The following is a 12396-nucleotide window of genomic DNA, read 5'->3' as shown; positions in this document are numbered from 1 at the left end:
CGTTTTGTTAATTGATGACAGCGAGAATGATCGGCTTTTGGCAATTCGTGAGCTGAAGCGAGAATTTGCTGATATACAAATTGAGGAAATCAAAAACCCGCAAGATTTAGCACAGGCACTAGAAAAAGGTATTTTCGATATAGTCGTTACTGACTACCAAATCCTCTGGACTGATGGTTTGACGATTTTGCGAACCTTCAAGCAACGATATCCTAACCGCCCAGTTGTGATGTTCACCAGTAGCGGGAGTCAGGAAGTAGCAGTAGAGGCGATGAAGTCGGGGTTGGATGACTATGTACTGAAGTCACCCAAACACTCTTCTCGGTTAGCAACAGCTGTCAAACTGGCTGTGGAACGGACAGAGGCTCGACACAAAGCGGCACACCTAGAAATTCGTCTCAATTCTCTGTTGAATCAGTTAGAAGTGGGTGTGTTTCGCGCTACATTGGACGGGCAATTATTGGAAGCGAACCATGCTTTTTTGCACCTCATAGGGGTGAGTACGCTCTCACAAGCACAAAATTTTCATTTAAGCGAGATTTTTTGCTGTTCTCAAGATATGGTTCATTATCAAGGGGAGCGATCACCGTTCGCGGAGCGTCTGTCTACGACACGCTACGCGAACGCAGAGAAGGTGGGCGTTCCGCCATCGCCGGAGGCAGATCTGCAAGCATTACAACCAAACCAGTTACGAACTGCGGAAGGAAAACTTCATCGACCTGATGGTACTATCCTTTGGGTCAAATGGAGCGAAACTCTGACCAATGTAGATGGTGAAGTTGTGATCGATGGGTTAGTCGAAAATATTACTAATCGCAAACGCTCGGAGGAAGCCTTACAACTACTAGCACAAGCTGGAGCAGTCTTAAATTCTTCCCTTGACTACGAGAAAACGTTGGCCAATGTGGCAGATTTAACAGTACCATCCTTAGCTGACTGGTGTGTGCTGGATGTTTTGGAAGAAGATGACAGTATGAGACGTTTTGCTGTTGTGCATCAAGATCCAGCAAAAGTAGAATTGGCGCGTGAACTGCAACGTCGCTATCCCATTAATCCTAATACACCTCATGGTGTAACTAATGTTTTACGAACTAAACAATCAGAAATTTACCCAATTATTACTGACGAACAACTGGTAGTGAGTGCCAGTGATGCTGAACATTTGCACATTTTACGGGAACTAGGGTTGAAGTCAGCAATGATAGTGCCGTTATTGGCACGAGGACGGATTTTGGGAGTTCTGACATTAATTGCATCAGAGTCAGGACGAACTTATAACAGTTTTGATTTATCCATTGCTGAGGAATTAGCCACTCGTGCGGCCTTGGCAATTGATAATGGTCGTTTATACTTAGTTGCACAACGCGATCGCACTACCGCCGAAACTGCGAGTCGATTAAAAGATGAGTTTTTGGCTACCCTATCCCACGAATTACGAACCCCACTCAACGCCATTCTGGGTTGGTCGCAAATGCTGCTGAACAAAATATCTAATAGCAGCACTTCTAGACGGGCTTTAGAAACTATTGTCCGTAATGCCAAGGCTCAAACGCAAATTGTCGAAGATATATTAGATGTTTCTCAGATTATTAGAGGTAAACTTCCTCTTCAGGTTGTCCCTGTTGATTTAGTACCGATTATCAAAACAGTGATTATTTCCTTGCATCCGGCAATTACAGCCAAAGCAATTCACCTAGAAGTGCATTTAAACCTAGTGGAAGGAAAAGTATTAGGAGATGCAGCACGACTACAACAAATTTTTTGGAATTTGTTGTCAAATGCAGTCAAGTTTACTCCTCAGTCCGGCGATATCTTAGTACAGCTGGCGCAGGTAGATACAGAAGCCCACATTATAGTTCAAGATACTGGCATTGGAATTAGTGCTGAATTTCTGCCCTTTGTATTTGACCGCTTTCGACAGGCGGATGGTTCCACAACGCGTTTTTACGGAGGCTTAGGATTAGGATTAGCGATCGTCCGCCATCTCGCGGAATTACATGGTGGTACTGTTGAAGCAGCCAGTTTAGGTGAAGGACAGGGTGCTACTTTCACAGTGAAACTGCCGTTGATGCCAAAACAATCTTCAGACAGAAATTACCTAGCTGAAGGCAATACTACAATGTCACATGGTAGCCAAATTCATCATCAAACTCAGAATCATGAGTTGTGCCTTACGGACTTACGAATATTAGTTGTTGACGATGAGGCAGACTTACGAGAGTTGCTGACCTTTATTTTAGAGCAAGAAGGCGCACAGGTTGTTGTTGCTGCCTCAGCACAGGAAGCGATGGTAGCCGTTTGCAATTCTCAATTTAACCTGTTTGTGTTTGATATTGGGATGCCCGAAGAAAATGGATATATGCTACTGAGTAGAGTCCGGAGCCTGGAAGGGCATAATCGACACACTCCAGCGATCGCCCTGACAGCTTACGCGTCCGAGGAATATCGGCAACAGGCTCTAGCAGTTGGTTTTCAACAATACATTGCTAAACCTGTAGAACCTGATGAATTTGTGGCGGCTGTAGCTCATCTGGCGGGACGACTTAAGCAAAATTTGTAACTTCTAAAGTTTAGAGCAACCCCTCACCACTGTTTGTAGGGGTAAATATAGCGAAGACGACTCTTACCATGTAGCCACATATCAAGCAGCCTCTTGTCAGTGGAACCATAATATTGCCGTTTTTACGTACTTATGCTTCTAATTCAAATTGGCAATATTATCCTTCCAATGCCTCTAATCTTTGCAGGTTATATATTTGACGATAAAAGGGTTAATAACGCATTTGGACTAAGAATGTAGGATTGAAATCTCCCAAAAACTCAAACCATTCTGACATAAATATTTGGCAATCATATGCACAACTTAAAAATCAAATCTTAAGATTTACTTTTTTTAGCAAGCTTATGATTCCATTTTTGGATGACGGCAATATTATGGTTCCAATACATCAAAAAAGGATGCGATCGCAAATACGAAAGATTCAACATTACAGCCTTGGTAGCGGCAATATTATGGTTCCAGTCGCGGCAATATTATCGTCCCACCGACACCAATAAAGCTAAAACCGAGACAAATTAGAAGATTCAGCTCAGAGGAAGGCTGAAACAAGGGTATTTTCTAAAAACTGTTTACCGCAGTCTTTGCAGAGATAGCGTTGCTTACCGTGACGATACCCATTTTTAGATAAACGGGATGAATGACAGTGAGGGCATATCATTACTTTCATTACTTGTGGCGGGGCTGGCTGTACATAGGGTGTTAAGTACGCTACTAATAAAGCTTTAATTTCTGCATAACGAGCTTGTCTTTGGTGTTGATCATGGCGTAAAGCATTGAGTAGTAAAGCATTGTAAGATAAATGAACCGTTTCTGCTAAAAGTTCGCTTTTTTCTACAGCTAAGTCTGGATTCCACCTGCGAAACAAGCCAGCAAATTGTTGTATCAACCACTCATTAAAGGTTTCGTTAAATAGCTTAAACAACTCTGGTGCAACAAAATACTGAATATACACAACACGTGGTATGGGATCTGCAAAATATTCACCATAGGTATTCACCACAAGCTCAATAAACTCTGATAATGAATGCTGGTCTGCTGACTGCATCAACTGATCATGAATGGCTGTTACTCGTTCCATGTGACGAGCTTCCAGAGCATGAAAAATTGCCAGTTTATCAGGAAAAAACTGATATAGAGAACCAATTGCCGTTTCAGCTTTCGCCGCTATGATATGGGTAGTTGCGGCTTCATACCCCACTTCAACAAAAACTGCTGCTGCTGCTTGAAGAATTTTCTCTACTCGTTGTTGACTGCGTTTTTGCTTGGGTTGACGGCGCATGGGGATAGATTTTGGTTTGGTCACGTTCTTGACAAATGTGAATAATGTGTCGTATTTTAAAAATTAAAGATGAAACTTTTGTCACAATTTTACTCTAACGATCGCCATGATTGAGCAATAAGCTCGCGCCATCGTATTCATTTCACATACCTTCAAACCAATGCTTGGGAGACTCCTATGGAAACAATTCTGCCGGGTGCGCCTTGGTTAATTGCCCATCGTTCCATGTTGGGCATTAATAAACCGTATAAAGTCACGCTCAATGAACATGATTATGTACTGTGGCAAAATCAGCAAGGTGAAGTATTTGCCCTCGATAACATTTGTCCTCATCTGCAAGCACCGTTATCAAATGGCTGGATTTGCCAAGACACAAATGCGAAGACCTACGGTCGGTCTACGACCATCGCTTGTCCTTTTCATGCACTAAAGTTTGATGGACAGGGAAGACTGCACAACGCAGGTAAAGTGGGCAGTCAACCTCTGCTAAGTCCTCTAGAAATCGTGATTAAAGACGATTGTATTTGGAGCTATGGCGGTCATACTCCCAAAATTCCAATCCCGGATCTTATCCCCAAAGTCAGTGCAGGTATGAGCTTTTTAGGAATTGCGGGAGAAAAAAGTATTTGCGGTACTTTTTTGGACAGTATTTCCATCAATTATGACTACAACCATCAAAACGGTACACACCGGGAGTTATTTGGTATTAAAGCCAATCGCATCCCCGTATTTGAGCATGATGGATATTGGGCAAAAGTTGTGCAAGAACTAGATCGAGACGATAGTACATGGAATGATATCCTCCGCAATCCTGTGATCCTCACTGCTCCCAAAACTTACACCGGAACGTTAGAATATGCTTTTCCCGCACTGACAACTTTTTGTGTTGATTTCCCCATTGGTGAAGTTTTGCAAGTTCATGTCTTGTACCCAGAAACTGCAACCCAAACTAAAACCTTTGTTTTAGTCTACAGTAAACCCAAACACCCAATTTTCAAACCGCTACTAGGGCGCTTTGTGTTAAGTGCAGTGGCCACAGTGGTAGAACAAGATGCACGTACCATTGAAACTTCTTATCCTCGCCAGTCAGCCAAGATTCGCCTCCCCAATGAAGAAATTATGTTTCATGCCCAAAAGCTATATCGTCAATGGTGAGCCACAATTGACGCGTTACCCCTTTTCTGTCACTCTCCGAAAAGCTTTATCATTTCTGAATTCTAAAGCTACTATACAGTAGGCGATCGCCCAGTTATTTCTGAATAGAAATTCCACAAGATGACCAAACCACGAAAATTTAACGATAAACACCTGAATTAGTTGATATTGCGTCTCTTGAGAACTTTTTATTAATAAGAGAAATCGGAAAGTGACAGAAGAGGGATAGGTGTAAAATTTATCACAATGTAAATTTTTTGTAACAAATTCAACGCAGTCGCCATTTTATAATAAATCGTTCCAGATTGCTATATTTCTTGCATATTAATTTCTAGGTCATTCTCAATGATATGATTCATCAAGTTTGTGATTATAGCTATTGTTTCTTTTTTTTCTTTCTCATTAACTCTAGGTTTCCATTGCTCTTGTATAGCTTTAGTTAAAAACCCCAATGGTTTAGGAATTTTATTTTCTTTTTGTTGATAATAGACAGCAATAGCTGTAATTACAATTTCATAATCATTATCCATAATTAAGTGTTTAATAGAAGAATCTGCTTTTACATTGCTAATTTTTTCAAAAACTTTTACAAGAGCAATTTTTTTAATTTTTATATTTAACTCATCTTTAAATTGTCTCAACTTACTAATATTTTGTTCTTGAACTAAAAAATGAGACAAGTAACGTTCCACTCCTTTTCTTTCGGCTAAAACTTTTTCAATTCTTTTGTCAATATCGTTATTCATATCCTGAGTTCTCTTATTAAGAAAATCAGTAATTTCATTATATTCTTCCCAAGTTCTCATAAATTGTATCGGGTTATTTTTAATAAAATTTTCTCCTATAATTTCTTTAAAATTACTTTCGTCTTTATCTGTACAACAAATGATTCTTATATCTTCATAAGAAAAAATAAAATCTGTATTATTTGGCGAAGTATAACGCCACTCTCTCTCCCAAATATATCCTTCATACTTGTTATCTTCTAACAAAGGAAACATTATTTTTTTAATTGATTCAAGAGTTAGTAAAGTATCTTCATGTATTTTTTTTAATTGTTGACTTATTTGGTCATATTCGCATTCTAAAGTTGTCCAGTTATCTGAATCAAACGTTTTAAGCATTTTAATTAAGCCAAAGACTTGGGATTGTACTTGCTTATTTGCATAAAAAGTCGGATAAACTCCTTTTGCGACCATTGCTCTCTTGTCAAAGCCTATACCATATTTTAAGTTTTCTCTATCTTTGCTGTTAGACCATCTATATCTAAAGAAATCAAGCGCAAAAGGGGGGGTATCAGTAAAACATACCATAGGTACATTGTATTTATCGTCGCTACAGTGCCTTGGTGTTTGTGCAATTAATTTTCCCTCATTTTCTCCCACTTCTTGATCTTGTAAAATACTCTGAAGGCTTTCTTCGGTTGTCATATGAAATAAATAAGGAGACATATCTGGTTTTTCAATCGAAGTCAGCTTAAAAGTGGGTGTCCAATTACGCGGTGTGTTTGACATAGATAAAAGTGAAAGTACAAAGTTATGATTAGTATGCCCAGTTTTCTCTTAAAAGCTAACTACTTTTCATCAGTACCGGATACGACATTTGACAACGTAGCCATAAGGATTTCAGGTACAAAAACCAGAGGTGCTTAAATGGTAAAGTATACTTTTTTAGTATATAGATAAAGGCGGTTGCCTTCAGTTTGTTACAAAAAATCTACATCGTGATAAATTTTGCGCGTATCTTGTCTTTACCCCTACTGTAGCTAAAAATTTTGTAGTTATACTGATTTCCCATCCTGTTCGAGTAACAATAGTAGCTTACGCAGCATGGGAATAAATAGTTGTAATTCATCAGTTGTGAATTGAGATAACAGTTGTTTTTCTTTCTCAAACAGAATCGGCATCACAGTATCCGCAAGGTGTATTCCTTTGGGAGTCAGTTGTACTATGACACTACGCCGATCCTCTGCATCTCGGATACGCGTGACTATGCCATCTTGTTCTAGGCGATCAATTCGGTTTGTCATTGCGCCGGAAGACAGCATCAGCAAACTATAGAGTTCAGTGGGTTTTAAGCAAAAAGGTTGTCCTTGTCGTCGCAGTGTGGCTAACACATCAAATGACCAGACGTTCAAGCCATAGTCAACCAGTATACTTTCTCGGTGTTTTTCTAGAAGACGGGCTATTCGTAGTACCCGCCCAATTATCGCTATGGCTGAGGTATCCAACGGCGGTAATTCCTGTTGCCATTCCTCAAGAATGATGTCAATTCGATCTTTACTCATATTGCCATTTTATCTTGACATCGAGATTCTTGACTTTTCTCTTTATTTTAAGTATCTTGATATCAAGATAAATATTCAAGAACTCTCTATCCTCCACACAAAACAACAGCTATGACACCCATACGTTTAAGCATCCAGGGAACTGTCCCTAATAGTCAAAGCTATTTATATGTTCTGCTGGCATTGGTGAATGGTGCTATATTGCCGATTCAAAGCAATCTCAATGCTCAATTAGCGCGATCGCTCAATTCTGTACCCCTAGCCGCAGATATTTCTTACCTTGTCGGCTCAATTGCCTTGATGAGTTTGTTATGCACAGGTTGGTTTGGTCATCCAGATTGGTCTGCTTTAGCCAAAGCTCCCCGATGGACTCTGATGGGTGGTTTATTTGGAGTTTGGTATATTACCGCCAGCGCGTACTTCACATCTATTTTGGGGACTACCTTGACTCAGGGGTTAATTATATGTGGACAAGCAATTACTGGTTTAGTAACTGACCATTTTGGCTGGTTAGGAGTGAACCGCCGTCGCCTCACAGCTAATCGTCGTCTAGTTATAGGACTGTTAATTGTGGCAATTTTTTTACTTTCGCTACCAACCTAATACTTTTTTAGGATCATCATTATGGATATTTTATTAGCATTGCTTGGTGCTGGTTCGGCTGGTGGTTTTTCAACAATTGGAACAGCCATTAATGCCCAATTAAAGACAACACTCCACTCTCCAATAGCAGCAGCAGCAATTAATTTCTTAGTTGGGTTGAGTATCCTCACATTGCTGCTAAGACTTGGTATTTTCAAACCCTTCAATCTTGACTTACTTTTTATAACTCCTTGGTGGGCATTTTTAGGCGGTTTACTAGGGGCAATTTTCGTCAGCTTAAGTACCTTAATAGTTCCTAAATTAGGTTTAACTACAACTACTTTAGTGGTAGTATTTAGCCAAATGTTTATGTCAATGGTAATTGATAAATTAGGATGGTTTGGTGCTATTAAATATCCGATTACCACACCCAAAATATTAGGAATTGCCACATTAGTAATAGCGATTCTAATTAATCAATTGGATACAAACTATTCTCACAAAAATGTCAATTAGTGCCTGGGATAAGTTTGAAAAATTGTTATATTTTTAAACTTATCTGCTCACGGTAAAATTACACAACTTATTCCCTTACATCTAAAATAGCAAAAACTATGGAATGGCTTAATCAACCTCCTAGCTGGTCGCATTCTGAGCAGCAAATCATCATTAAAACTGCACCAAAAACCGATTTTTGGCGGATAACTCACTATGGTTTTATTCGTGATAGTGGACATTTCTACTTTGACCGAGTGAGTACAGATTTTGTTGTTGATGTCAAGATTAAAGGCAAATATCAAGACTTATATGATCAGGCAGGAATTATGATTCGTGCTGATGAAAAACATTGGATTAAAACTGGAATTGAATATGTTGATGGAGTGCAAAATGTGAGTGCTGTCGTCACTCATAACTATTCAGATTGGTCATTTACACCTTTATTAAATCCTCCTCATATTTTTCAGCTACGGGTTGAGCGATGTCAAGAGGCTATTCATATCGCTTATTTAGATGAATATGACCGCTATGTTCCCTTGAGAATGGCTTATTTTCCAGTTCAGCAAGATATTCAAGTTGGAATTATGTGTGCGTCACCACAAGGAAATGGGTATGAGGTAATTTTTGAAGATTATCAATTAACAAAAAAAGGTGAAAATTAATGATAGATATTCAAGATTTAGCTAATTCTATCCTCCAAAAGCAATCAGAATTGTCAATAGATAGAGGTTTTTTAGCAGGGGAAACGCATCTAAATTATATTGACAAAATACCATTTTAGTGTATGAAAACAGAAAAAACATTTACAGCAGATTTCAGGTTTATGAGGTACAGTAACAACAATTAGTAAACCAGTTTTTTAAATGCTGAGGATTAATTAAATCGAGAGCAGTAGCAATGAGAATATCAACCATTTGTGCAGTGGTGGGAGAAAAGGAGCGTAAAAAAGCTTTTAATTGTGACCACCAGTGTTCGATAGGATTGAAGTCAGGAGAATAGGGCGATTGATAAAGAACTTTGGGCAGGGGGCTTTCTCGCAGGGGGAAAAAGGGTTTTATTGTGCTTACCTACTTAGCTTAAGTTGACACCAGTGGGTTTTGACTCCCCTAAGCAACTTACACTTCTTGCACTGGACTTATTTGTAATTTTTGGGTAAACTACAGTAAGTCGATAGCAATAACGTACTTATATGCAAAACCTGCCAAAACTGTCTCAAATCTTCAACAGCATCTCTGAGAAGTTAGAACAAGGTTCACCGGATGAATTAAAAATCAATATTATCCAAAAGCTCAGAGGTGTATTTTTGCTGGTTCTCGGATATTTACTTTCTCCACTCTGTTGGTGGAATGACTTATTATTTAATTTGCCAATTGCTTATTTTTTTGGTTATATTTGCAGTTTCTTTTCTCCAAAATTATTGTTACCCTGCTCAATTATTGGTTACTGGCTTTCTAATGTTGTGGGTATTCTTTTGATGCAATATGGATCTCAAGATATTTTCCAAAAGGAACCATCAGAACGAAACCTGAAAAAAGAGTTATTGAGTGGTTTAGTTTCTTCAACAGTTTATACTTTGGTAATTGTGGGATTAATTCACTTGAAGATTCTTGATATTCCTATTTTATTTGCTAATGGTTAATTAGCATAATTTAACTACCATATTCTACTGTAATTTAGCAATGCTTATATCTCCAAGTTAATGAATAAATTGGAGATATTTTTTAATTTTAATAAGCTTTCATAAATTCTCGAAAATTCCAAAATTTAGGACTTTCTTTACCAACAATTAATGGTAATTTACCATTCCATTTGTTTATAGCTTGTCTTTGAAGTATTTCGCTAGTTAAGCCATCACGAAGTAATCTCTGTACTTCCGCTTCTCCTTTGGCTAAATTAACTTTTGCATCAGCTTCTCTTAATGCCTTGACAGCGATAAATTCCGCTTGTTTAGCTTCCTGTTCGGCTATTTGTTTTGACTCCACTGCGGCTCTAAACCGTTCTGAAAAATGAACATGAACTAGAGAAATATCGTCAACACCAATATAATAATTACCCAGTCGTGTAGTTAATAAATCATCTATTCCAGCTTTGACTTCTCCGCGTTTAGTAATAATTTCTTCAGCAGTATATTTAGCAATAACTGCTTTTAAAATTTCTTCTACTGCTGGGTTAATAATGCGGTTAATTATTTCTTGTTCCTCACCAATTTCCTGAAAAATAGCATTAGCTTCCTCTGGAATAATATGCCAATTCAGCGCTACATCTGTAAAGACATCTTGTAAATCTTTAGAAGAAGCTTCAGCAGATATTTCTTGTTTTTGTATGCGGATACTTAACTTTTTTACAGTATTGACTACAGGAATAATCATGTGTATTCCTTCTCCTAGTATCTGAGGTTGCACTTTACCAAATTCCATTAATACACCACGTTCTCCGGCATTAACAATTACAAATGGTGTGAGAAAGATTGTAATTAGAAATAGTAGTGCAGTCAACTTACCAGCACTATTAATAGTTTGATGTCTTTTCATCTGGGTTTAATTGCTTATACTTACTTGTATTTATTATATTTAAATGTATAAAATATAACTATTTATCTCAAATCCACAAACTCTGCAAAAACATATCCAAATCAGTTGATTTTGTGCGATTTTTACATAAGTACGAAAAACTGATAGGAATATGTGGTTTAATACCATAAATCACATTATCTCATAGTCATGCCTAAGCAGATCAACACTTAAAGGCACAAATCAGTTCAGCAGATTACTTGATCTGCGTGCATACACCTTACTGCCTCAACTTCTTAGTAGTGAAGGATAGGAAAGTTTTGTCTTTTCTATTATCACTAACTATATCGGAAAACAGTAGTATTTATTCGGCTAAATTTGCCCTGGAATGATGGAAATTTCTTCTAAAGTCAGATATGCCTTGTTAGCGCTGCTAGAACTAGCTAGATATTACGAGCGGGGAGAGTACTTGCAAATTGAACAAATTGCCAATGTTCAGCAAATACCAGATCGCTATTTAGGACAACTTTTAATGATACTGAGGCGTTCTGGCTTAGTCCGTAGTCAACGGGGAGCCAAAGGGGGTTATCTACTGAGTAAACCACCACAGCAAATCACACTGTTAGAAATTTTGACTTGTTTAGACGGTATAAATACCCATGAAAAATTTCAGAAAACGGAGTTTTCAACTATGGAAAATATGATTATTGCGGGAATTTGGGAAGAAGCGGCAGGTGCTGCGATCGCAGTTTTTGAAGGTTATACTTTACAGGATATGTGGGATAAAAGACAGCAGGTACAACAGATTCAACCCATGTACCATATCTAGCTGCCTGGTTTGAGTCGATGACGTGTAGTTGGACCTATCGACTCAAGCCGTTAGACAAAACCATCTCATCCTCAGCATCAGAGGCTTTGCCAATTACCCCGCAGCATATTGCTATCACATTAAAAACGAACGAGCCAGGAAAAAACTAGCAATAGATTTAGCATCTACTGGTTCTCCTTCACGAATGGCTTTTTCTAGTTCTTCGGGAGTCAACAAAACTGTTTCTAGATCTTCATCTTCGTCTTGTTTTGGAGGTATCTCCAGCTTTTGCAAATCTCGCGCCAAAAAAGCAAAGATAATCTCATCGGAATAACCAGGAGCCAGAAAAAACTCTCCCAACTTATCCCACTTATGAGCGCGGTAGCCAGTTTCTTCCTCAATTTCCCTTTGTATAGTTTCTAAGGGATCTTCATTGGGTTCTAGAGTTCCTGCGGGAAATTCTAATAACCTGCCCTGTATGGCAAAACGATACTGGCGGACAAGCACCAGTTTACCCTCTGGGGTGACAGGAATAGCAAGAGCGCCACCTGGATGACGAATACACTCCCACTCGCCTTCCGATTTGTTAGGTAAACGCAAGCGATTGACTTCAAAATTAAACTTGCGTCCTTTGTGGAACAAGCGTTGTTTCAGCAGCTGTGGTAATTCTCTACCTAGTGGCATAGTAAGATTGTATGGTCTGCGAATACACAGAAT

At 38.6% G+C, this 12396-nt stretch carries 13 protein-coding genes; 8 read left to right on the top strand and 5 right to left on the bottom strand.

Features of this window, described 5'->3' with window-relative positions; genetic code table 11:
- Window positions 1-37: 37 nt before the first annotated feature.
- A complete protein-coding gene (locus tag H6G59_RS27230; RefSeq protein ID WP_242038774.1) occupies window positions 38-2560 on the top strand; it encodes a response regulator in 2523 nt (840 codons plus the stop codon).
- A 360-nt stretch (window positions 2561-2920) separates the two neighbouring features.
- Window positions 2921-3079, top strand: coding sequence for a hypothetical protein (locus H6G59_RS04125; RefSeq protein ID WP_190711874.1), 159 nt, complete (start codon window positions 2921-2923; stop codon window positions 3077-3079).
- Between the two features lie 10 nt (window positions 3080-3089).
- On the opposite strand, the gene H6G59_RS04120 is transcribed toward H6G59_RS04125, so the two are convergent.
- A complete protein-coding gene (locus H6G59_RS04120; RefSeq protein WP_199331907.1) occupies window positions 3090-3863 on the bottom strand; it encodes an IS1/IS1595 family N-terminal zinc-binding domain-containing protein in 774 nt (257 codons plus the stop codon).
- A 153-nt stretch (window positions 3864-4016) separates the two neighbouring features.
- Between H6G59_RS04120 and H6G59_RS04115 the strand changes: the two genes are divergently transcribed.
- On the top strand, window positions 4017-4994 hold the full coding sequence (locus H6G59_RS04115; RefSeq protein ID WP_190711873.1) for a Rieske 2Fe-2S domain-containing protein: 978 nt from the start codon (window positions 4017-4019) through the stop codon (window positions 4992-4994).
- Between the two features lie 308 nt (window positions 4995-5302).
- On the opposite strand, the gene H6G59_RS04110 is transcribed toward H6G59_RS04115, so the two are convergent.
- Complete coding sequence (locus H6G59_RS04110) at window positions 5303-6508, bottom strand: abortive infection system antitoxin AbiGi family protein (RefSeq protein WP_190711872.1); 1206 nt, start codon at window positions 6506-6508, stop codon at window positions 5303-5305.
- Window positions 6509-6774: 266 nt separating this feature from the next.
- The gene (locus H6G59_RS04105; protein ID WP_190711871.1) at window positions 6775-7281 is read right to left on the bottom strand and encodes a MarR family winged helix-turn-helix transcriptional regulator; all 507 of its coding nucleotides are present in this window, start codon (window positions 7279-7281) and stop codon (window positions 6775-6777) included.
- Between the two features lie 111 nt (window positions 7282-7392).
- Here H6G59_RS04105 and H6G59_RS04100 point away from each other — a divergent pair, with 111 nt between their 5' ends.
- The 4 genes from H6G59_RS04100 (at window position 7393) to H6G59_RS04080 (ending at window position 10000) form a co-directional block, all read left to right on the top strand.
- Window positions 7393-7884, top strand: coding sequence for a DMT family transporter (locus H6G59_RS04100; RefSeq protein ID WP_190711870.1), 492 nt, complete (start codon window positions 7393-7395; stop codon window positions 7882-7884).
- A 21-nt stretch (window positions 7885-7905) separates the two neighbouring features.
- Window positions 7906-8379 (top strand): DMT family transporter, encoded by a 474-nt coding sequence (locus H6G59_RS04095; RefSeq protein WP_190711869.1) that lies wholly within the window; start codon window positions 7906-7908, stop codon window positions 8377-8379.
- 98 nt (window positions 8380-8477) lie between these two features.
- Window positions 8478-9023: a DUF1349 domain-containing protein gene (locus H6G59_RS04090; RefSeq protein WP_190711868.1), complete on the top strand. Its 546-nt coding sequence runs from the start codon at window positions 8478-8480 to the stop codon at window positions 9021-9023.
- Window positions 9024-9550: 527 nt separating this feature from the next.
- On the top strand, window positions 9551-10000 hold the full coding sequence (locus H6G59_RS04080) for a DUF7980 family protein (protein WP_190711867.1): 450 nt from the start codon (window positions 9551-9553) through the stop codon (window positions 9998-10000).
- Window positions 10001-10088: 88 nt separating this feature from the next.
- On the opposite strand, the gene H6G59_RS04075 is transcribed toward H6G59_RS04080, so the two are convergent.
- Window positions 10089-10892: a prohibitin family protein gene (locus tag H6G59_RS04075; protein ID WP_190711866.1), complete on the bottom strand. Its 804-nt coding sequence runs from the start codon at window positions 10890-10892 to the stop codon at window positions 10089-10091.
- Window positions 10893-11259: 367 nt separating this feature from the next.
- On the opposite strand from H6G59_RS04075, the gene H6G59_RS04070 reads away from it, so the two are divergent.
- The gene (locus tag H6G59_RS04070; RefSeq protein WP_339327919.1) at window positions 11260-11700 is read left to right on the top strand and encodes an RrF2 family transcriptional regulator; all 441 of its coding nucleotides are present in this window, start codon (window positions 11260-11262) and stop codon (window positions 11698-11700) included.
- 114 nt (window positions 11701-11814) lie between these two features.
- Here H6G59_RS04070 and H6G59_RS04065 read toward each other — a convergent pair whose 3' ends face one another.
- Window positions 11815-12363, bottom strand: coding sequence for an NUDIX hydrolase (locus H6G59_RS04065; RefSeq protein WP_190711865.1), 549 nt, complete (start codon window positions 12361-12363; stop codon window positions 11815-11817).
- Between the last annotated feature and the right edge of the window lie 33 nt (window positions 12364-12396).

Source organism: Anabaena lutea FACHB-196, assembly GCF_014698305.1.
GTDB classification, from domain to species: Bacteria; Cyanobacteriota; Cyanobacteriia; order Cyanobacteriales; family Nostocaceae; genus Anabaena; species Anabaena lutea.
Note: the sequence above shows the minus strand (reverse complement) of the source record. Positions and strands in the feature narration are given on the sequence as shown.